This window comes from Sphingosinicella sp., from assembly GCF_041916975.1.
GTDB lineage: Bacteria > Pseudomonadota > Alphaproteobacteria > Sphingomonadales > Sphingomonadaceae > Sphingosinicella.
Window position 1 is genome coordinate 2,722,961 of the sequence record NZ_JAYRYK010000001.1, and the last position, 20,480, is coordinate 2,743,440.

At 63.9% G+C, this 20,480-nt stretch carries 15 protein-coding genes; 7 read left to right on the forward strand and 8 right to left on the reverse strand.

All coding sequences use genetic code 11. The annotated features are described in order from the left end of the window. Window positions 1–2,340: a TonB-dependent receptor gene (locus ACE3TJ_RS12805; protein ID WP_374596704.1), complete on the reverse strand. Its 2,340-nt coding sequence runs from the start codon at window positions 2,338–2,340 to the stop codon at window positions 1–3. Between the two features lie 180 nt (window positions 2,341–2,520). Between ACE3TJ_RS12805 and ACE3TJ_RS12810 the strand changes: the two genes are divergently transcribed. From ACE3TJ_RS12810 to ACE3TJ_RS12820, 3 genes are read left to right on the forward strand one after another with little or no spacing between them, the layout of a single operon-like run. After that, window positions 2,521–3,990, forward strand: coding sequence for a hypothetical protein (locus ACE3TJ_RS12810; protein WP_374596706.1), 1,470 nt, complete (start codon window positions 2,521–2,523; stop codon window positions 3,988–3,990). Beyond that, on the forward strand, window positions 3,987–4,514 hold the full coding sequence (locus ACE3TJ_RS12815; RefSeq protein WP_374596708.1) for a UGSC family (seleno)protein: 528 nt from the start codon (window positions 3,987–3,989) through the stop codon (window positions 4,512–4,514). Before ACE3TJ_RS12810 ends, ACE3TJ_RS12815 begins: the two co-directional genes overlap by 4 nt. Next, window positions 4,511–5,710, forward strand: a complete 1,200-nt coding sequence (locus ACE3TJ_RS12820; RefSeq protein WP_374596710.1) for a M20 aminoacylase family protein — start codon at window positions 4,511–4,513, stop codon at window positions 5,708–5,710. The genes ACE3TJ_RS12815 and ACE3TJ_RS12820 overlap by 4 nt, the downstream gene beginning before the upstream one ends. A gap of 4 nt (window positions 5,711–5,714) precedes the next feature. On the opposite strand, the gene ACE3TJ_RS12825 is transcribed toward ACE3TJ_RS12820, so the two are convergent. Beyond that, the gene (locus ACE3TJ_RS12825; protein WP_374596712.1) at window positions 5,715–7,007 is read right to left on the reverse strand and encodes an MFS transporter; all 1,293 of its coding nucleotides are present in this window, start codon (window positions 7,005–7,007) and stop codon (window positions 5,715–5,717) included. A 141-nt stretch (window positions 7,008–7,148) separates the two neighbouring features. On the opposite strand from ACE3TJ_RS12825, the gene ACE3TJ_RS12830 reads away from it, so the two are divergent. Next, window positions 7,149–9,212 carry a prolyl oligopeptidase family serine peptidase gene (locus ACE3TJ_RS12830; protein WP_374596714.1) on the forward strand — a complete coding sequence of 688 codons (2,064 nt, stop codon included), beginning with the start codon at window positions 7,149–7,151 and terminating at the stop codon, window positions 9,210–9,212. Window positions 9,213–9,291: 79 nt separating this feature from the next. After that, a complete protein-coding gene (locus tag ACE3TJ_RS12835; protein ID WP_374596716.1) occupies window positions 9,292–9,987 on the forward strand; it encodes a GntR family transcriptional regulator in 696 nt (231 codons plus the stop codon). A 9-nt stretch (window positions 9,988–9,996) separates the two neighbouring features. Here ACE3TJ_RS12835 and ACE3TJ_RS12840 read toward each other — a convergent pair whose 3' ends face one another. From ACE3TJ_RS12840 to ACE3TJ_RS12855, 4 genes are all read right to left on the reverse strand, one after another. Then, window positions 9,997–11,559: a DUF4139 domain-containing protein gene (locus ACE3TJ_RS12840; RefSeq protein ID WP_374596718.1), complete on the reverse strand. Its 1,563-nt coding sequence runs from the start codon at window positions 11,557–11,559 to the stop codon at window positions 9,997–9,999. A gap of 5 nt (window positions 11,560–11,564) precedes the next feature. After that, window positions 11,565–12,929 (reverse strand): DUF4139 domain-containing protein, encoded by a 1,365-nt coding sequence (locus ACE3TJ_RS12845; RefSeq protein ID WP_374596720.1) that lies wholly within the window; start codon window positions 12,927–12,929, stop codon window positions 11,565–11,567. A gap of 143 nt (window positions 12,930–13,072) precedes the next feature. After that, the gene (locus ACE3TJ_RS12850) at window positions 13,073–13,525 is read right to left on the reverse strand and encodes a YaiI/YqxD family protein (protein ID WP_374596722.1); all 453 of its coding nucleotides are present in this window, start codon (window positions 13,523–13,525) and stop codon (window positions 13,073–13,075) included. After that, window positions 13,522–15,303: a DEAD/DEAH box helicase gene (locus ACE3TJ_RS12855; RefSeq protein WP_374596724.1), complete on the reverse strand. Its 1,782-nt coding sequence runs from the start codon at window positions 15,301–15,303 to the stop codon at window positions 13,522–13,524. The genes ACE3TJ_RS12850 and ACE3TJ_RS12855 overlap by 4 nt, the downstream gene beginning before the upstream one ends. Window positions 15,304–15,485: 182 nt before the next feature. Between ACE3TJ_RS12855 and ACE3TJ_RS12860 the strand changes: the two genes are divergently transcribed. Beyond that, a complete protein-coding gene (locus ACE3TJ_RS12860) occupies window positions 15,486–16,169 on the forward strand; it encodes a GntR family transcriptional regulator (RefSeq protein WP_374596726.1) in 684 nt (227 codons plus the stop codon). On the opposite strand, the gene ACE3TJ_RS12865 is transcribed toward ACE3TJ_RS12860, so the two are convergent. After that, window positions 16,166–16,375 (reverse strand): hypothetical protein, encoded by a 210-nt coding sequence (locus tag ACE3TJ_RS12865; protein ID WP_374596728.1) that lies wholly within the window; start codon window positions 16,373–16,375, stop codon window positions 16,166–16,168. The genes ACE3TJ_RS12860 and ACE3TJ_RS12865 overlap by 4 nt on opposite strands. Before the next feature lie 13 nt (window positions 16,376–16,388). Between ACE3TJ_RS12865 and ACE3TJ_RS12870 the strand changes: the two genes are divergently transcribed. Beyond that, on the forward strand, window positions 16,389–19,145 hold the full coding sequence (locus ACE3TJ_RS12870) for a TonB-dependent receptor domain-containing protein (protein WP_374596730.1): 2,757 nt from the start codon (window positions 16,389–16,391) through the stop codon (window positions 19,143–19,145). Window positions 19,146–19,192: 47 nt separating this feature from the next. Here the strand turns inward: ACE3TJ_RS12870 and ACE3TJ_RS12875 are convergent, their stop codons facing one another. Next, window positions 19,193–20,386 (reverse strand): carbohydrate porin, encoded by a 1,194-nt coding sequence (locus ACE3TJ_RS12875; RefSeq protein WP_374596732.1) that lies wholly within the window; start codon window positions 20,384–20,386, stop codon window positions 19,193–19,195. Window positions 20,387–20,480: the final 94 nt, after the last annotated feature.

Genomic DNA, 20,480 nt, shown 5'->3' on the forward strand with positions numbered 1-20,480 from the left:
CTAGCGCCGGTAGGTCACCGTTAGCCCGAACGTGCGCGGACGCACCGTCGTCTGGAAGAACGCGTCGATACCGATCGCTTCGTGATACCGGCTGATCGTCGGTGCCTGGTCGAGCAGGTTGTCGACGAACAGTGAGACGTCGGCATCGCCGATCTGCATACCGGTGCGGAGCGAAACGAGGCTCACGGCATCGTCGCGGACAAGGTCGGGATCATAGACGAGCACGTTTGCCGGGTTCCGCCCCGGCGTCAGGCCGGAGACTTTCGACGTGTAGGCATAGTCGGCCCGCACATAGAAATCCCTGCCCATCATCGTCCCGTCGTACTGCGCGCCCGCGGAGAGCGTGAACGCCGGAACACCGAGCGAATCCCCCTTCGATACGATCGTGCGCGGGGTCGGCGGCGTGGTCGACGTGTTGCGGCTGCCGAAGATCGTTTCGTCGAGCTTGGCATCGGTGTAGCCGCCGGCAAGGTTCAGCGAGACACTGTCGGATAGCTGCGCGCCGACGCTGAAGTCGAACCCCTTCGAAACCGCTTCGCCGGCATTGCCGATAAAGCTGCCGCCGCACGCCGAAAGGCTGACGCTGCGCTGGATGTCCTTCCACCGCGAATAGAAGCCCGTGAGTTCCACCCGCACGCGCCCGTCCGCGAAGCTGTTCTTGGTGCCGAGTTCATAGGTCCAGAGCGTGTCGGACTTGAAGGTCGGCGGCACCGAGTCATACCCAAGCTGCTGCAGGTTCGCGAGGCAGTTGGCGACCGGCGGCAGCGCGGTGCGGTTGGCGCCGCCGATGCGATATCCCTTGGACGCGCTCGCGTAGACGAGGTCGCCCGCGCCCGGCTTGTAGGAGAGCGCGAACTTCGGCGTGAACGGCGTTTCCGACGATTTGCCGCTGGTGGTAGCTCCGTTCGAGAGCGGTCCCCGGCCGACGTTCGTGAAGCTGAACTTGGTCTTCGAATACCGCGCGCCGACTGTTGCGGTGAGGCCGTCGACGATTTCGTAGTCGATCTGTCCGAAGCCCGCGATCTGCTTGTCGAGCGCATTGGTATCGCCGCTGAAGCTGAGGTCGCCGATGAGGTTGCTGCCCCAGAAGCTCAGCATCGTCCATCCCTGCGAGGTCGTCAGCGCCGGAAGCTGCGGGTCGACGACGAGCTGCAGGTTCGAAAACGGCGAGCGCTGATAGAACGCGCCGAACACCCATTTCAGCCGCGCATCGGGATCGGCCGACTGCACGCGCAATTCCTGCGTAAACTGCTTCTGCTTCGGCGTCAGGATGCTTTCGGACTGATAGTCGAACGGCGCGAGCGGAATGCCGAAGAACTGCGGCGTGTACGTGGAGAAATCCAGCGAGCGCCGGAAGTTGCGCCGGAAGTAGGAGGTTTCCGAGATGATCTCGACAGCCTCGCCCTTCCATTCGATGTTGAGCGCGGGCAGATACACTTCATCCTTGAAGGGCTGCTTGTTCCACGCGCTCAGGAAGCGTCCCTTTTTCGGATCCGAATAGCTCTCCCAGAAGAAGCCCCGATCGTCCGCCTTGTCGATCTCCATGAAGAACGACGGCGTAACCGTCAGTTCGTCGCTCAACCGGAATGCAAGCGCCGCGCGCATCGAGGTGCGCTGCTGGCTGTTGATGTTCTTGTCCACGATATCGCCGCTGAAGCGATTGATCTGGTCGACATAGCCCGCGTCGCGCCGCGTATAGCCGCTCACGCGAAACGCGACGTTCTCGCTGATCGGCCCGCCGAACGCCGCGCCGATCTCATAGCCGACCCCGCCGCCTTCGGTAACCTGCACGCCGCCGCGCGCATAGACGTCCATCTCGCCGTCGAACGACGGCTGCGGCGTGATGAAGCGGATCGCACCGCCCTGCGCGCCCGCGCCGAACAGCGTTCCCTGCGGCCCGCGCAGCACCTCGACACGCTCCAGATCAAAGAGCGTCGGATAGAAGTTGGTCGTGGCGACGCCGAGCGAGCGCACCTGGATCGGCGTGCCGTCGATGTAAATGCCCGTCGTCTGCGCGCCGACGTTGGACTTGATGCCACGGATCGCGATCTGCTGCGTGAAGCCGCCGGTGTCCTGCTGGAAGCTGAGGCCGGGCGTCATCCGCACCATGTCTTCGATCGACTTGGCGCCCTTCTTGTCGAAAATCTCCTGATCGAAGGCGGCGATGCTGAGTGGAACGTCCGAGAGAGCCTCGGCGCGCCGCGTCGCGGTGACGACGATTTCCTCGTAGGCGACAGACTTTGTTTCTGCGGACTGCGCCCAGGCCGGCGCCGCAACCGTCAACCCCGCAAGCACCGTCGCCAGTGCCGTACCCACGTTCAGCGTTCCGGATTCCCTCATTTTCACCCCCTCTTTGCCGACTTTAGCCTTAATCGTTTTTCTCAACTTATATATCAGTTGAACGAACGTCAATCGGGTGCTAGGAAAATTCAAGATAATCGCTTTTTGATATATCTTTAATGACGGCGTTCAGGCTGACCCCTGAAACAAACAAATATTTAAATTACAATAGGATATGGAATGATCACTGGGGTGGAAGACAGCGCGCCCAAAAGCATGGAAAGCGCGGTTTCGTTCAAAATATATGTAAAGAAGGCCTGCGAAACATGCACTTACCTGCAACCCCTGATCGCGTCCCTTCTCGAATCCGCGTACGACGTGACGGTCCTCGCGCAGGATGATCCCGCTTTCTTCTCGTCGCGCGCCGTCGATGATTCGACGCTGGAGCAGTCGTTTCTGGACGACATCGAAGTCACGCCCACCCTGCTGAAGTGCGTTGACGGCCGGGAGGCCGAGAGAAGCTTCGGCTGGGACCGCGCGGAATGGCGCCGCATCACGGGGTTTGCCGATCTCGGCGAGGATCTGCGCGCCTTCCAGCCGGGCTGCGGCTCGAAAAGCCGCGAGCCCGGGGTTCACGAGCATCTCGTCGCCCGCTTCGGCGATCCCGGCCTCGAATCGCGCAAGATCGTGATCACCGGCTTCGAAGACCCGCTGGAAGCCGCCTTCGAGCGCGGGTGGACGGACGGCCTTCCGGTCGTGCCGCCCACCGATGAGCGCATCCTGCGGATGCTCGGCGGCACCCGACGCGACAAGCACGAGGTCATTGGCCGCGTTCCCCCCAATCTCTCGCCCGTCACGATCGAAAAAATCGCCATCAACGCCGTCATGGCGGGCTGCAAGCCGGAATACATGCCGGTCGTGATCGCCGCGGTCGAAGCCGCGCTGGAGCCGGTCTTCACCATGCACGGGCTGCTGTGCACGACCTGCTTTTCGGGGCCGATCATCGTCGTGAACGGACCCATCGCGAAGCGTATCGGCATGAACTGGGGCATGAACGCGCTCGGCCAGGGCAACCGCGCCAACGCGACGATCGGCCGGGCCTTGCAGCTCATCATCCGCAACGTCGGCGGCGGTATACCAGGCGATCTCGACCGGTCGACGCTCGGCGGCCCGGGCAAATACACGTTCTGCTTCGCCGAGGACGAGACGGACCCGAGCTGGGAGCCGCTCTCGGTCGCGCGAGGGCTGGAGCGCGGGGAGAATGCCGTCACGCTGTTTCAGGGGGATGGCATTCAGGGCGTCGTCGATCAACGCTCCGCCACGCCCGAACAGATGGCGAAATCGCTCGCCATGTCCCTGCTGGCGGTCGGGCATCCCAAACTGGCGGAGTTCACCAACGCCATGCTCGTCCTCTCGCCGGAGCATTACGCGATCTTCCGCAATGCGGGCTGGGACCGCGCGCGCATCACGGCCGAACTTCACGCGGAAATGGTCCGCCCGGGCGCGGAGCTGGTTTTCGGCGCGCAGGGCGTCGGTGAAGGCATCGCTGCCGATCGCGCGGGCGAGATGGTGAACAAGTTCTGGCCCGAAGGCCTGCTCATCGTGCGCGCAGGCGGGCAGGCGGGCCTGTATTCGGCGATCTGCGGCGGCTGGACCGGCGGCCGCTTCCGCCACGAATCGCAACCCGTGACAAGGAGGATCGCCCTGTGAGCACCACAACCGTGCTTCGCGACCCGACAGCGGAAGCCGCGCCCGTCCGCCGCGCGCGCCGTACACCGCCGTGGTCGCTCGATGATATCACCGTGGCGCTGATGGATATCGGCAAGATGCGCGGCGACGAGTTCATCGATCGGCTGGAACAGCTTTTCGCGGAACGCGGCGTCGCCACAAAGCGCTGGAAGAAGCCGACGAACACGCGCACCGCGCCCGTGGAGATGCTTCAGGAGATCGCCGAGGAGGCCGACGTGGTCGTCGTTGCGCTTTCCGATTGCGGCTCCTGCACGTCCTGCTCGACCCACGACCTCAACGATCTCGATGCGCGCGGCGTGCCCGGCGTCAGCGTGCTCACCGAAGAGTTTCGCAGCGCCTTCGCCGGTCAGTGTGAAACGATCGGTTTCGATGGCGCCTCGATCTTCGTGCCGCACCCGGTGCAGAACCGGACGACCGATCAGCTCTATGCGATGGCGGAAAATGTGATCGAGGACGTGATCTGTGCCATAACCCGCCGGAAATGACGGCAGACGCGCACACCGCCCCTTCGGAGCTCGCCCGCTGGCGGCACCATATTCACGCCCACCCGGAGCTGGGCTTTGCCGAGCTGCAGACGTCGGACTTCGTTGCCGAAAAGCTGCTCGCCTTCGGTGTCGATGAACTCCACCGCGGCATCGGCGGCACCGGGCTTGTCGCCGTGGTCCGTGGGAGGCCGGGCGACCGCGCCATCGGGCTTCGGGCGGACATGGACGCGCTGCCGATTTATGAGGATAGCGACGAAGCCCACGCATCGCGGAACCCCGGCGTGATGCACGCCTGCGGGCATGATGGGCACACGGTCATGCTGCTCGGTGCCGCACGCGAACTCTGCGCCACCCGCAACTTCGCGGGCACGATCTACCTCGTTTTCCAGCCCGCCGAAGAGGCGCTCGGCATGGCCGTGCCGGGCAGCACGCACCGCGATGCAGGCGCGCTCGCGATGATGCGCGACGGCCTGTTCGCGCGGTTTCCGATGGAGGCGATCTTCGGCATCCACAACCGGCCCGGCATCGCGGCCGGGAGCTTCGGCATCAAGCCGGGCGTGATCTATGCGGCCGCCGACCGGTTCGAGATCAGGATCGTCGGGAAGGGCTGCCACGCGGCACGGCCGCACCTCGGCATCGATCCCATCATGGTGTCGGCGCAGGTGATCGGCGCGCTGCAAACCATCTCCAGCCGTTTCTTCAGCCCCGCCGAACCGGTCGTGGTGTCCGTGTGCGAGATCATGGGCGGCTCGGCGTTCAACGTCATCGCGGACGACGTGAAAATGGTGGGCACGGTCCGCGCGCTGAGCGAGCCCGCGCGGCAGCAGGCCGAAGCGCTCGTCCACCAGATCACGCAGGGCGTGGCTGCGAGCTTCGGCGCACAGGCCGAGATCAACTATCAGGTCGGCTTCCCGGCGCTCATCAACGATGCTGCACTCGCCGAAAAGGCGCGCGCGGTGATGGTGGGCCTTGTCGGCGAGGCGAACGTCGTCGACCTCGAAGAGCCGACGATGGGCGGCGAGGACTTCGCCTGCTACCTCACCGAAAAGCCCGGCTGCTTCGTGCTCGTGGGCAATGGCACCGAAGGACGCCACGGTCTCAGCGTCCACAACGCCCGCTACGATTTCAACGATACCGTGCTGCCGCTCGGCGTGCGTTATTGGCGCACGCTCGCCGAAGCGCTCCTCCCGGTCTGAACCGTCAGGCGCCCGCGCCCTCCGCAACAGCCTTCGGCTCGCGGAAACGGCGGCGTTCACCCACCGTCTCCCGCATCGCGAACGCGACCGCGATCGCCGCGATGCTGGCGGCCACCATGCACCAGGCTGGCGCCACCGGATTGCCCGTCCACTTGATGAGCGCCGCGATGATGAACTGCGTCGTGCCCCCGAAAACCGCGACGGCGATCGAGTAGATCAGTGCGTAGAGCCGGCTGCGCTGCGCACGCGGCAACCCCTCGGCCACGCTCACGTTCGCTGCTGCCGTGCTGAGCGCGTAAAGCGCGGCCAGCATCGCGGCACCGATCAGCAGGCCCTGTTCGCTGGGCGCCGCCACAAGGTTTGAAAACACCGGATAGGCGAGCACAAGCAGCAGGATGCGCGGCAGGATCACCATCGGTTTGCGGCCGGTGAAGTCCGACAGGAAACCGCCCGCGAGGCCGAACAGCATCAGGCATCCGCCGACAACCGAGGTGGAGGCGAACGCCGTCACCGGATCGAGCGCCAGCGTCGTGATCGCGTAGGTCGTCAGGTACTGGAGCGTGTAGTTGACCACCGTGCCCGAAAGGATCAGCACGATCCCCAGCGAAATGAAGCTGAAGCTTGCGGATTGCGCAGGCTGATGATCCGCCGCCGCGACGTCTTCGGGCAGGGTTTCCGGCAGCGTCCGGCGCAGCCAGAAGCCGAGTGGCAGCAATGCGGCGCCGAGAAGCAGCGCCACGCGCCAGCCCCATGCGTCCACGTCCGCAGGCGGCAACTGCGATGAAATGGTAAGGCCGACGCCTCCGGCGAGCAGGATCGCCATGCCCTGGCTCGCGATCTGCCAGCCGCCATACATGCCTTTCCGGCCGCGCGGCGCGGCCTCGATCAGCATCGCGGTTGTCGGCCCGACCTCGCCGCCGATCGCGAACCCCTGCACCAGCCGGGCGATCACGACGATGACAGCGCCCGCAACGCCGATCATGTGATGCGGCGGCGTCAGCGCGATCACCAGCAGCGCGCCGCCCATCAGCGAAAAGCTCAGCAGCATCGCCGGTTTGCGGCCGACCCTGTCGCCATAGCGCCCGATGTAGTGCGCGCCCACGGGGCGGCCGAGAAAACCGACGCCGAAGGTGGCGAGCGCGAGCAGAAGCCCGCTGAACGGGTCGTCGGTCGGAAAGAAGTTGCGGCTGATCTGCAGTGCGAAGAAGCCGAACACCGTAAAATCGTAGAATTCGAGCACATTGCCCATCACAATGCCCGCGAGGTGCCGTCTTTTAATGGAAACCTGGCCTGTCATGACGGGTGTTCTGTCCCTTCCCTTGCGCGCATCCTTGCGGTTCGCATTCCCTCTCGTCACAGACCGTAAAGAAATATATCAGTTGAAACAACACGAAGATTCAGGGGCAGGATTCAATTTGGGGGATCAGGGGTGGGAACGGTGATATTTCAGAAATTCGGACGGGGAATGCTCGGCATCGTGCTGGCCGCAGCGGCACTTCCCCCTGCATCCGCCAAACCTCCGATCAGCGCGATGGACCTGTTCGGCATCGCGTATGCCATGAACCCCGCCCTTTCGCCGGATGGGCAGACAGTCGCGTATCTGAAGGAATGGATGGACCCGAAGGCCGACACCTATCGCAGCCAGCTCTGGCTTTCGGATTTCGCCGGAAAAGCGCAGCGCCCCGCCAGCGATGAAGCGGATGACGTTGCGGAGCCACGCTGGTCGCCGGACGGGCGCGGCCTCGCCTACGTCGCGCGCTCCGATGTCACCGACGAGGCGCGCCAGATCTACGTCCTCTCGCCGGCGGACGGCGCAAGGCGCCGGATCGGGACGCTGCCGGCCAATCCCTCCCGCATCGCATGGTCGACAGACGGCGCGCGGATCGCCTTCGTCATGAAGGTCTCCGCGCCGCCGCCCACGCTCGGCACGGTCGAGAAGCCGCCGGAGGGTGCAAGCTGGCAGCCGCAGCCGTTCATCACGGAGCGGCTGCGTTTCCGTTTCGACGGCGCGGGCCTCATCGGGAACGAGACGCACGACGTGTTCGTGGCCACCGTCGCCACCGGCGACGTGCGCCGCCTCACGCACGGCGAGGCGCTGTTCGGCGGGCCGCTCGGCGTCGCCGGGTCCCTGTCATGGTCCCCTGACGGCCGCTTCCTCGTTACGTCCGCGCATACGGCGCACGAAGCCGATTACACGCCGCGCGAGAGTGATGTTTACAGTGTCGACACGCAAAGCGGCGCCGTTCAGCGGCTGACCAGCCTGCCCGGCGGAGAAGCCCGCGGCGCTATCTCCCCGGACGGGCGCTGGCTCGCCTTCCTCAGAACGGAGCGAAGCCCACTCAATCATCAGGACCCCAGGCTCGCGGTCGTGCCGGTCGGCGGCGGCACGATGAAAATCCTATCCGCGCCGCTCGACCGGCCCGTCAGCAGCCTGCAATGGTCGGCAGACAGCCGCGCCGTCTTCGCGAACTACGACGACCGCGGCATTTCGCGCCTCGCCCGCTTCAGCCTCGACGGGCGCATCCGGCCGATCGCCGAAAAACTCGGAAGCTGGGCGCTAGCCTACGTCTGGGGCGCAGGCTTCTCGGTTGCCCCGAACGGCGCCTTCGTCATCACCACCGCCGACGAACGCACCCCTGGCGACGTCGCGGCCGGCAAGGTCGGAAAACCCGGCACGCACCGTATCACTCGTCTCAGCCAAGACTTCCTCAGCACCCGTGCACCGTCCACCATCGAACCCTTCACGTTCAAGGCCGAAAACGTGGAGATCGGCGGCTGGCTCGTGAAACCGCCCGGCTTCGATCCCGCCCGCAAATATCCGCTGATCCTCAGCATCCACGGCGGCCCGCATCTCGCCTTCGGCCCGCGCTGGGACTACCGCCACGAGGTGATGGCCGGAAAAGGCTACGTCGTCGCCTACATCAACCCGCGCGGCTCGACCGGCTACGGCGAGGCATTCGCGCAGGCGACCGACAAGGCTTTCCCCGGTGCAGACTATCCGGAATTCGAAGCTGCGGCCGACCACCTCGCCGCCCTGACCTTCGTGGATAAGGATCGCATGTACGTGACCGGCGGCTCGGGCGGCGGCACGCTCACCGCCTACATCATCGGCCGCACCGATCGCTACCGCGCAGCGGCAAGCGAGTATCCCGTGGTCGATTACACCTCGTGGAGCCTGCTCTCCGACAACCCCGCGATCTACACGCAGCATTGGGCGGGCGGCTTCCCCTGGACGAACGGAGCTCACTACACGTCGATCTCGCCGCTCTCCCTTGTCGGCAACGTGAAGACGCCCACGCTTCTTGTCTGCAGCGAGGAAGACTGGCGCACCCCGATCAACCAGTGCGAGATGTACTATACGGCGCTGAAGCTACGCGGGATCGAAGCGGCCCTTGTCCGCTACCCCGATGAAGCCCACGAGATTCAGGGCTATCCAAGCAACCGCGTATCGGAAATCAATATCCTGCTCGGCTGGTTCGCCCGTCATGACGGCCCGCAATGAAGACGCGCAAGAACCGGCGGTATCGACTTGCGGCGGCCCGCACCCTATCGTCGGTACGCGATACGGAGACTTCAGACGGATGAGCGTCCAATCAGCGCAAGACGGACCCAGCGAGCCGCGCTCACTGTTAAAAACGACGATCACGCAGACAATCCGCGACTGGATCATTCAGGGGCGCCGGAAACCCGGCGAGCAGTTGTCGGACAAGGAGATCGCGCTCGAACTCAACGCCAGCCGCACACCGGTACGCGAAGCGCTTCTCCAGCTGCAAAGCGAAGGCCTTGTGGAGGTGCGCCCGCAGCGCGGGACCTATGTGTTCAATCCCGATGCGGAAGAGATCGCGGAAATCTGCGTGGCGCGCGGCCTTTTCGAAGCCGATGCACTGCGGCTCGGTATGCAGTCCGATCCCGATAAGCTCATTGTCGCGCTCGGCAGGATCGTAGCCCAGGCCGCCATTGCCGTGGAAAAGAGCGATCTCGAAACGGTGGAAGCGCTCGATACGAGTTTCCATGAAACGCTGCTGAGGCTCTCCGGAAACCGCTACCTGCTTGAGAGCTATTCGCGCCTCGCGCTCAAGATGCGTGCGCTCCGGCACCGGCTGCCTTCATCGCGCGCGCGCATGGCGGAGGCCATCAGCCAGCACCGCCGCATCGTGGACCTTATCGCCGTGGGCGCCGTAGACGAGGCCGTACAATCGATCGCCGATCATGTCAGAAATGTTCAGCAGGTTCTGGTCGCAAACATTGAGAAGCCTGCCAACGACGATGCCGACTGAGAGAAGAGCTCAGCGAGGCCGCTCGAGCTTTATAGTGTAGGAGAGTGAGGCTGAACCGTTCTCCGGCAGGGTAACCGGCAGAACCCAACCGCCCTGGCCCCGCTCGGTTCCCGGCAGGCGTTCCGCAAGATCGAAGGGCACGATGATTTCGACACGAACCGGAACAGGCTTCGCGTTGGTGAGATCGACGCGCCAATCCTGTCGCTTCCGGGTCTCCTGAACCTTCACCAGCCGCCATTGCACATCCGGGCTCTGTCCGATCGGGAACTCGACACGCTCGTTCACGGCAAGATCGGCGAGATCGGCGCTGCCGACCAGCAGTTCGTTCCCCTCGACCGTTTCGAAGATCGTAACCGCGCCAGCAGGTAGGGGCAGGCCCAATCCCTTGTCGGTGCTGTTCTTGCCGCGCAGCAGGAATGGCATCGGCTGATAGGCGAACGATCCGGAAGAGACGTTTGCAACATAGAACCGGTCGAACGCGACGGCCGGCTTCTCGATCATCGCGACCTGCTTCTGCCCCTGCGCCGAGACGGTCACGCGTTCCGGCACGCGGTAGAGTTTCAGATCGCCCAGGTCTTCCTGCTCCGCCACCATCGCGACGGGGGCAGGTGCTGGCGGTGGAGGCGGTGCGGCGAGGGCGTAACGTTCCCGTCGCTGTGCGGTTACGACGATGTCTGCGGCGGCTTCGTAAAACCGTTCTTCTTCCTCCGGCCATGGCAGGCGGTTGAAAACGTGCCGGGGATGTGTGCTGGTCGTGTCCATGGGCCAGCATTTCAAATGCAGCGCGGAGTTCGATGGCCTGAGGGGCGATGCGCCGCGCTCCCTTCGCGGCTGCCCGGCCACGACCTGCAGGCGCGCATCCGGAAAGCTCTGGGCCCCGCCGTTGGCGAGGGTGAGCCATGCGAACAGGGCGAGCTTGCCGTTATCGGCATCCGCCCTGGCAACGTAGCTCGCCGACCAGTCGAACCCCTGTGCCATGTAAGTGAGCTGAACCGTTGCGGTCACTGGCCGGTTGCTGCGCGTCAGCACCGAGAGCGTTGGGCGCGGTGAAAGATCAGCCGGGATTTCGGGATAGAGCATCCGTTCAGGCATGCCGGAGCAGCCGAGGGCTTCGTAGCCTTCAGCTGTCTGGACAATCACACCGCCATTCGGCCCGGCCTGAATGATCGCATCCTGTTCGGTCACCTTGCCGGTCTGACGGTTGGTGCGTTGGAGTGTGACGCGCCGTTTCAGAAAGGCATCCACAAGTCCGGTGGGGGAGACGAGTCGGGCATCGCGATTCTTTTCGCGGACGCCCTCCGGCAGACCAGTAATGATAGCCGTTTCGGGTAGCAGGCCCTCGGCCACGCCTTCGAAGCGTACAATGCTGTCGCCGGCCGGAATGGTGATCGTCCGTGTTTCACTGATCAGCGCATAGCCGCCCGGCCAATTCCGATCGAGCGCACCGCTGCCGCGGCCCGGCGCGCGATAGATCGTTACCGCAACGTCGGAAACCTGGCGGGATACGACGGTCGCGGCCGGAGCGGGTGCGGTCCAGCCGAGAAGCAGCAGGAGAGGCGCGATCACGCGCACGGGCGCTAGTACCGCGTGTCGAATGTTGCGGTCAGCTCGGCGGTGCCATTGGCGAGCACGGGGACCTTCCATTCCATGCGGTCTGCCGAAACCCTGTTGCCGGGAATGCTCTGCACAGGAATGCGCACGTCGCCCCACAGGCCGCCCTGCAGCACATCCACCGTCACCGGCTCCGGCCGGGCATTGCTCACGGTGTAGCGCACAGTCGTCTGCCAGCGCCGATCGGAGATCCGTTTGCGCTCTTCGACCACGGTCTTCACCTTCACGTCGAAGGCGTCGCCCGTGGGCACGGCAAGCGAGGAGCCCATCGGTGTGTGATCGATCCGGCTTTCACCGATGAACTGCGGGTCCCCGCGCGCATCGCGTATGTAGACGCGGATCGTACCGGCGGGCAGCTGATCGCCGAGGCCACCCTGCTTGGATGTGGAGAACTTGATGACGCTAAGCGCGCTTCTCGGTGTATCGTTGCTGCCGAGCCAGCCGTTGACGAACTCGTAGGTCTTGCGCGCCGGCGCGCCTTTCACATCGAGGAAGCTTACCTGTTTCTGCTGCGCGTTGGCGATCGTCGTGCGTTCGGCGAGCGGATAGAGATAGTAATCGCCCAGCCTTTCCCGCGTGCCGCTTTCCGTGCCCGCCTGGTCGAGCCTGCCGCCGAGCGCCTGAAAGCGATTCTGCCCGCCGCCCACGTTGCCCGCGACGAGCAGTGTCCGCGCATTCGTGTAAGTCGTGCCGGTATTGTTCGTCAGCGTCACCCAGCCCTGCATGTCCGCGGCGCCCGTTTTTTCGTCGAACAGCATGACATAGTCGCTGGTCCACCCGAGACCGGGGGTAAGATAAGAGAGTCGTGTCGGCACCGATCCGGCCCGCGCCGCTTCGATCGTCACCGAAAGCGTCGGGCGAGCGCGCAGGTTTTCCGGCACCTTGTCGAACACCACGCGGACGGGGAGGCCGTCGTCCCGCAACACCTCGATCCGCGTGCCGATCTGAAGCACGATACCGCCGTTCGCCGCGAGAACCCGGGCCTGCTCGCGCGTTTCCGCGCCGGTGGCGGGATTGGTACGGACGATCGTGATCGTCTGGCCGACCGCCTTTTCCATGAGCTTGTCGGGCGAGAGCAGGTCGTAGTCGAAATTCTGCTCGACGATCGCGATACCGGCCCCGGAAAGGCTGGTGGTTTCCGGGCGGATCTGCGCCGAAACATCCGGAAATTCCTGACGGCTGCGGCCGGCGGGGACGCTCAGCGTGCGCGCGTCCTGCACCAGTGCGATATTATTGTTGTAGATGGTGACCGCGAGGTCGCCCTGTGAGCCTTCGGCGAATACCGGTTCGGTCAAAACCAGAAACGGCAGCGCGACCAGCAACGAACGCATAGGCGTCTCCCCATGATATGGAAGATAGTGGCCCGAACGCCTTGCTTTGAAAAGGCCTGAAAAAACAGGGGGGAGACACCGGTTCGTTCAATGCCGGCCCCCATCAAACGCGCCGCGCGACCCGGCTGAACATGGCGCGTTATTCAGGCCTGCCGCTTTAGACGGACGAGCACTTCGTCCAGTGCCGAGAGAAAGCGAGAACGGTCTGTCTTGGTGAATGGAGGCGGGCCACCGATCGCGTCGCCGTTGGCGCGCAGGTCGGCCATGATCGCTCGGGTTGCAACCGCGCTCCCGATGGAATTGGCGGTGAAGGGCTTGCCGCTGGGCGCGATGACTGTTGCGCCCGCCTTCAGGCAACGATCGGCGAGCAGGATATCGGCCGTGATGCAGACCGTGGTACCGCCCGCGCGTTCGGCGATCCAGTCGTCGGCCGCATCGAAGCCGTCGCTGACGACGACGCGGCTGATCAGCTCATGCGCGGGAATCCGTATCGGGCTGTTGCTTACGATCGTCACCGGCACCGTGTGGCGGAAGGCGACCTTGTATATCTCCTCCTTCACCGGGCAGGCATCGGCGTCGACGAGAATCTGCGTCACCGGGGACGGCCGGGCTTCTTGTTGCCGCCCGGCTTGCGGCCCGGGTGACGCGCGCCGCGTGCATCGGCGCCCCGTGCATCAGGACCACGTGCACCGGCACCGTGCGAGGGCTTTGGGCGATGCGGCCGCGACGGCCCCGATCCGGCATTGTCGGCATTGCGGCGGTTATGCCGCGCTTCTTCGCGCGGCTGCCCCTCGATGGGTACGATTTCCACATCGTCGTCGCTCTGGTTCGCCGTGGACCGTACCATATTGAGGAAGCGCGCGGCGGCAGTCTGCTGCACTTCAAACAACGTCTCGTTCGCCGTAATGCGGATCGCGCCGATCTCGCTGCGGCTGACATGGCCCCGGCGGCAGAGCAGGGGCAGCACCCAGCGCGGATCGGCGTTTTGTCTGCGGCCCATGTTCAGTCGGAACCACGCGCTGCCTTCGAAGCCATCGCGCGGCGCGCGCGGACCGGGCGCGCCGTTCTCCGGCAGCAAGTCCTCGGGCTCGGGCAAAGCGGCGCGGTGGACCTGCACCAGCGCGGCAGCGATCTCTTCGGGGCTGCGCTCCGCCAGCAGCCGGCTCGCGAGTGCGCGGTCCTCATCGGCAATTTCGGTCGGCGCTAGCAGCCGGGCGAGCAGCCTTTCGCTGTCGGCGCTGCGGATCTCATCGGCCGAGGGCGGCGCAATCCACTCCGCCGCGATACGCGCGCCGCGCAGCATGGATTCCACGCGCCTGCGCCGTGGATACGGCACCAGCAGGATGGCGGTGCCCTTCTTGCCGGCTCGGCCCGTGCGCCCCGATCGGTGTTGCAGCGCTTCCGCATCGCGCGGAATTTCCACATGGATGACGAGTGACAGGCCGGGCAGGTCGATGCCGCGTGCGGCGACATCGGTTGCAACGCAAACGCGGGCGCGCCGGTCGCGGAGTGCCTGAAGCGCCTGATTTCGCTCGTTCTGACTGTGCTCGCCGGAAAGTGCCACAGCTGCGAAGCCGCGCTCGATCAAGCTGGCGTGCAGATGCCGCACATTGTCGCGCGTCGCGCAGAACAATATGGCGGTCTCCGCCTCGTGAAAGCGCAGCAGGTTGACGACGGCATGTTCGATGTCGGACGGCGCGATGGCGACGGCCTGATAGCTGATATCGCCATGCCCGCGATTTTCCTCGACCGTCGAAATACGCAGCGCGTCGCGCTGGTAGCGGCGCGCAAGCGCGACGATCGGTTTCGGCATGGTTGCCGAGAACAACAATGTGCGCCGTTCCTGCGGCGTGGCGTCGAGCAGCTCTTCCAGGTCCTCGCGGAAGCCCATGTCGAGCATCTCGTCTGCTTCGTCCAGGATGACGGCGGCGAGAGCACGGAGGTCCAGTGCGCCGCGCTCGAGATGGTCGCGAAGGCGGCCTGGCGTCCCCACGACGATCTGCGCGCCACGTGCAAGCGCGCGCCGTTCAAGCGAGGGATTCATTCCGCCCACACACGTCGTGACCCGTACGCCGGTGCTTTCGTAGAGCCACGACAACTCGCGGCTCACCTGAAGCGCCAACTCGCGTGTTGGTGCGATAACGAGCGCGAGAGGGGCCTCGGCTGGCAGCGCCATGCTCTTCTCGTCCAGCAGCTGAGCCGCAATGGCGAGGCCGAAGGCCACGGTCTTGCCGGACCCCGTTTGCGCCGAAACGATGAGGTCGCGCCCCTCGGCCTCGGTTTCAAGCACGGCGGCCTGCACGGGGGTGGGCGCAGCATAGCCGCGTGTTACGAGCGCTTCGGATAGAAGCGCGGGAATGTTCTTGAAAATCATGCTCTCTTGCTTGTGCATCCCGCGGCACATGTCCGCGGCGGCAAGGCGCTATCGCCCGCTTTCCTCACGCGATAGGCGTGTCACGACGTTCGCGCAATAGATGAACGGGTGGTCGGGTGTTTGACTTGACCCTCTCCGGCTGTACCACTTGGGCACCCGTGGAGACCCGATTCAGGACGAAGATGGCAGATCAACAGACGGAGACCGACTCGCTCGATGTTTTTGATCGGATCATGGATGCGATCGTCACGCAGCGCCTCGCGCCCGAGCAGAAGGTCTCCGAGAACATCCTAACGCGGATGTTCGGTATCAGCCGCACGGCCGCCCGCAACGCCATGGAGCAGATGACCGCACAGCAGTTCATGGTCTCGAACTCGCCGCGGATCACGCGGATCGCCCCGCTCACCCTCCGCGACGTGAAGGAGAACTTCACGATTCGAAAGATGATGGAGCCGAGCATCCTCTCGATGATCTCGCCCCAGATCGAGGAGGCCGAGTTCAGGCGCCGGAACGACGCGATCTTCCACGAAGGCCCCATCGAGACCGATGAGGACGCACTGCGGCTTCTGAGAGCCAACCGGGAATTCAACGTTTACATCGCGCAGCAGTCGCAGTTTCAGCTGCTCATCAGCTGGATCCGGCAGCTCGAGGAAACGACGATGCGAATCTACTGGATTTACATCAAGCTCACCAAGTCCCTGCCTTACCCGTGGGAGCAGCACAGAAGTCTGCTGGAGCTTGTAAAGAACAACCAGACCGATGAAATCCGCAGGCATACGCTGATGATGATCTCGTCCTGCGAGGACCGGGTCCTCCATGCGATCTTCACGCACGGCAAGCTGAACGCGCATAGCCTCAGCCTCTAAAGGTCTGATTTTCCACCAGCGCTGCGCGCACGCTGCAATCTTTCCGCCCTCCTGCAGGCGAAACGGTCGCTATCGCGGGTGTTTGCAGCGGAATATGGCAGCCTTAATTTTAGAAAAATCTCCAATAAGGCTGCTTTATTTCCAATCAGGAATACGATATCAAACTCCTTCTCGCAGAAAAACTCGGTGAAACCGAGGGCGGTCAAAGGGGAAATCCAGATGAAATTCAGGTCGAAATTCAAGAGCTTGGCTGGCGTTGCGCTGTGGGCCGTGGCGGCGCCGGCATTGGCGCAGAGCGCCGGGAATGCCGCACAGGCAGATACGGACGCCGAGTCTTCCGAGATCATCACGGTCACCGGCACGCGCATCAAGGGCAACTTCGAGGCGCCCACCCCGGTCCAGGCGATCGGCACCGAGCTCATCGACCAGCGCGGCACCACGAACGTCGCCAACGTTCTCAACGAAATCCCGGCCTTCACGGGCACGCTGACGCCCGCGTCCACGAACCTCAACAGCCGTCAGAACGGCGTGAACGTGGTCGATCTGCGCGGCCTCGGCCCCAACCGCAACCTCGTGCTCGTCAACGGACGCCGCTCGACGCCGTTCGATGAATTCGAGAACGTCGACCTCAACGTCGTGCCGTCGCTCGCGATCGAGCGCGTCGATATCGTGACCGGCGGCGCTTCGGCGGCTTACGGTTCGGATGCGGTCTCGGGCGTCATCAACCTTGTCTACAACGAACGGCTCGACGAACTGAAGCTGAACGCCCAGTACGGGCTTGCCGATCGCGGCGATGCCGAGAACCTGCGCCTGTCAGCCGCGTGGGGCAATTTCTTCGACGAAGGCCGCGGTCACATCCTGCTTGCTGCCGATTACGACGACAACAAGGGCATCCCGAAGGCCTCCGCGCGCAAGTGGCAGCGTCGTAGCCCGGCGATCGTTTCCAATCCGGATGACACGGGTCCGAGCGATGGCATTCCGCAGTACGTATTCCGCGACAACGCCGTTCTGTTCATCGGCAGCCCGAACGGCGTGACGCTTCCGTTGGGCTTAGCAACCGACAACCTTGAGTTCTTCCCGGATGGCATCGCGCGTCCGCGCATCCTTGGAGAAATCGGCGGCAATCTTATGATCGGTGGCAGCGGCTCGCGCCTCGCCGATCAGACGGCACTGGTCGTTCCTACCGAGCGCTTCAACGTGCTCGGCGCAGTGAGCTATGAAGTTTCGGAAAGCGTCACAGTGTTCGGCGAGGCGAGCTTCGCGCGTTCGAAGTCGCGTGGCGCGCTTGTGAACGCCTTCACCTTCGGCGACGTGGTGATCACGCCCGATAACCCCTATCTGCCTGCGGATGTGGCTGCGCTGGGCGATCCGGTCGTGCTGTTCCGCACGTTCGAGGAATTCGACCCGATCACGTCGGCCTCGCTCACCGAAAGCATGCGCTTCGTCGGCGGTCTCAAGGGTGAGTTGGGAACGAACTGGAACTGGGAAGTTTCGGCCCAGTATGGCCAGACCGATTTCAGCAACAAGCAATACAACAATCTGCTCGTCGGCAACCTCATCAAGGCTGCAGACGCAGTCGCGGTCGGGGACGATATTGTTTGCGGCGTCAACGCCGATGCGGATCCGCTTAACAACGATTCCGCCTGCGTGCCGATCAACCTGTTTGGCAAGGGCTCGCCGAGCCAGGGCGCGATCGATTACATCACCGAAACCGGCATCTCGAAGACGCGCATCAAGCAGAGCGTCTTTGCGGCGGAAATCGGCGGCGAAGTGTTCGAAGGCTGGGCCGGTCCGATTCTCGCTACGGTCGGTGCCGAGCATCGCACGCAGAAGCTGAACCGTACGGTGAACGCGCCCAACGACAACGAGGAATTCCTCATCGTCAACGCGCAGCCGCTCAAGGGCAAGTATGACGTGACCGAAGGCTTCGCCGAGGTCGCCATTCCCCTGATCGGCGGCGACCAGCGCCTCGATTTCAACGGTGCGGCGCGCTACACGCATTATTCCACCGTTGGCGATGTCGTCACATGGAAGGCTGGTCTCACTTTCGAGCCGGCCGATTTCCTGCGTTTCCGCGGCACGATCTCCCGCGACATCCGCGCGCCCAGCATCGGCGAAACCTTCGTCGAAACCGTGCTGCTGTTTGCCAATCTCGCCAATCCGTTCGATCCCGACAGCACGGGAACATCGCTGGTTCGCGTACCGCTTTCCGGCAACCCCAACCTCACCGAGGAGCGAGCGACCACGAAGACCGTGGGTGCGGTCCTCACGCTGGGCAGCTTCCGCGCTTCGCTCGATTTCTGGGACATCAATCTCAAGGGCGCGATCGGTTCGCTGAACGCCCAGGATATTGTGAACCGCTGCTATGCCGGTGAGGCGGCCATGTGCGAGTTTGTCACGTTGGGCGAGGACGATGAACTCATTGAGGTCCGGCAGCAGAACCTGAACCTCGGCACATACAAGCTACGCGGTCTCGATTTCGAGGCGCGCTACGCGACCGACCTCGGCAATGGTACGCTGGGTCTAGGCGCCGTCGCGAGCTATCTCATTCACAAGAAGATCGCACCTTCGGGCGGTACGCCGCTTGATGTCGCCGGCGAAGTCGGCGGCCGCAATGGCGGCGGTATGCCTGATTTCAAGGCGACGCTTTCGGCAAACTATGACGCCGAGCGTTGGGGTGCGTTCGTACAGGCGCGCTACATCGATGGCGGTGTCTACGACGTCACCTTCGGTCCAGAGGATCTGTCAAAGAAAGAAAACCACATCGGCGCGGTCATCTACGTCGACATGTCGGTGAAGTACAAAATCGAAAACCTGTTCGGTTCGAGCAGCGAGATCTATGCCGGTGTCGACAATCTGTTCGATCGCACGCCCCCGGTTGCGCCGATCGATTTCATCTCGAACTCGGCGACCAACGCGTCGATCTACGATGTGATCGGACGCAAAGTGTACGTGGGCGTTCGCGCACGGTTCTAGTCATGGCTGGCTCGGCCCGTGCGTTCCGCGCGGGCCGGGCGTCAGCTTCAGCCTAGAATATTGAACGAGATTTCCGCCCGCAGGCCGAAGGCGAGCGCGTTGCGCACGGCCGGATCGGCGCCGGGATTGATGATGTAGTGTGCGCTTGGCTGGAGTGACAGCCACGATGCAACAGGCGCACGATAGGTCAGCTCGAAGGCAACCTCGGCGTCATCCGCCGGAACGGCACGTTTGTATGCATCCCCGGTGAACGCCGCTGCAACCGCGAATCCGATCTGATCCTCGTCGCGCCCCTTGAACGGCCCCGTGTAATTGATGCCTGCGCTGGCGAACTTGCCAAACGTGTTGAAGCGTCCGTCGGCGATGCCGAGGCGGGCGAAGGCGGCAAGGCCCTGCGCAGGATCGCCTGATTCTTCGAACAGCGCGGTTTCGCCGCGCACATAAAGGCCGTCATTGCCGCGGCCGCTGCTGCCTGCGTGATCGTCGAAACGCGCCGTGTAGCTCCAGCCGCCGAACAGAAGCCGCCCGTGCGGCAGAGGTGCCTCGATTTCGGCGACGAGGAGCGCGCCGTCACCATTGCCCAGCTTCACGGCCGTGCGTTTCGGTCGATCGGGATCGCCGGGAACGCCGTCGAGCACGGCGGCGCGCACCACCCAGCCTGCGGCCGGCTCAATGGCAATGCGCGCGGCGAGCGACGTCGAGGGGAAGATCGAAGGGCCGTTTTCTCCGGTCTGGGCGAAATCCGTGCCGATGCCGTGCGGGCTGCCGATGAACAGGCCGGAGGCATCAAGCGCGTCGAATTCCGAATTGAGATCGTAAAGGCCGACCTTCAGCGATCCGCCTGCAAACTTCTGTTCGATCCACGCCTCGTAGAGCCGGAACGCCTGCACGCCGGTTTCGATGTTGCTCGCCGTCTGCGCGTCGCCGGCAAGCTCGCTGAACGACTTGCCGTTGTTGTAGAGACCATAGACATGGGCGCTCGCGCCCTTCCACCCGGCAATCGCCTCGAGGTCGGCTTCGGCGACGATATCGAGATTGTCGAGATAGCGGCTGCCGCGCTTGATGCCGCCGGAGACGTTCGACATCACCTCGCCCGTATAGGTCGCCTGGAGCAGCAGGGGCGCATGGTTTTCGTCAATTTCTCCCCGGCTGTGCGTGTGGCCGTGCGGAAGATGGCCTTCCGAGGCCAATGCGGGTAATGAAACAAAGGCTGCAACACCCGCGAGCGCACGAAAACGCATAAAAACCTCCCGACTTTGCGAATTGTTTTCAATATTAATTGTGAGATAACAGCATTATTTTTCTGGCTGCGCGTATAACGCGGCCCGTTCGATA

Bases quoted from the DNA above. Each gene is read 5' to 3' on its own strand.
- ACE3TJ_RS12835 (WP_374596716.1), top strand. From the start codon at position 9,292: ATGAGCGTCCAATCAGCGCAAGACGGACCCAGCGAGCCGCGCTCACTG.
- ACE3TJ_RS12860 (WP_374596726.1), top strand. From the start codon at position 15,486: ATGGCAGATCAACAGACGGAGACCGACTCGCTCGATGTTTTTGATCGG.
- ACE3TJ_RS12845 (WP_374596720.1), bottom strand. From the start codon at position 12,929: ATGCGTTCGTTGCTGGTCGCGCTGCCGTTTCTGGTTTTGACCGAACCG.
- ACE3TJ_RS12805 (WP_374596704.1), bottom strand. From the start codon at position 2,340: ATGAGGGAATCCGGAACGCTGAACGTGGGTACGGCACTGGCGACGGTG.
- ACE3TJ_RS12825 (WP_374596712.1), bottom strand. From the start codon at position 7,007: ATGACAGGCCAGGTTTCCATTAAAAGACGGCACCTCGCGGGCATTGTG.
- ACE3TJ_RS12820 (WP_374596710.1), top strand. From the start codon at position 4,511: ATGACGGCAGACGCGCACACCGCCCCTTCGGAGCTCGCCCGCTGGCGG.
- ACE3TJ_RS12855 (WP_374596724.1), bottom strand. From the start codon at position 15,303: ATGATTTTCAAGAACATTCCCGCGCTTCTATCCGAAGCGCTCGTAACA.
- ACE3TJ_RS12875 (WP_374596732.1), bottom strand. From the start codon at position 20,386: ATGCGTTTTCGTGCGCTCGCGGGTGTTGCAGCCTTTGTTTCATTACCC.
- ACE3TJ_RS12810 (WP_374596706.1), top strand. From the start codon at position 2,521: ATGATCACTGGGGTGGAAGACAGCGCGCCCAAAAGCATGGAAAGCGCG.
- ACE3TJ_RS12870 (WP_374596730.1), top strand. From the start codon at position 16,389: ATGAAATTCAGGTCGAAATTCAAGAGCTTGGCTGGCGTTGCGCTGTGG.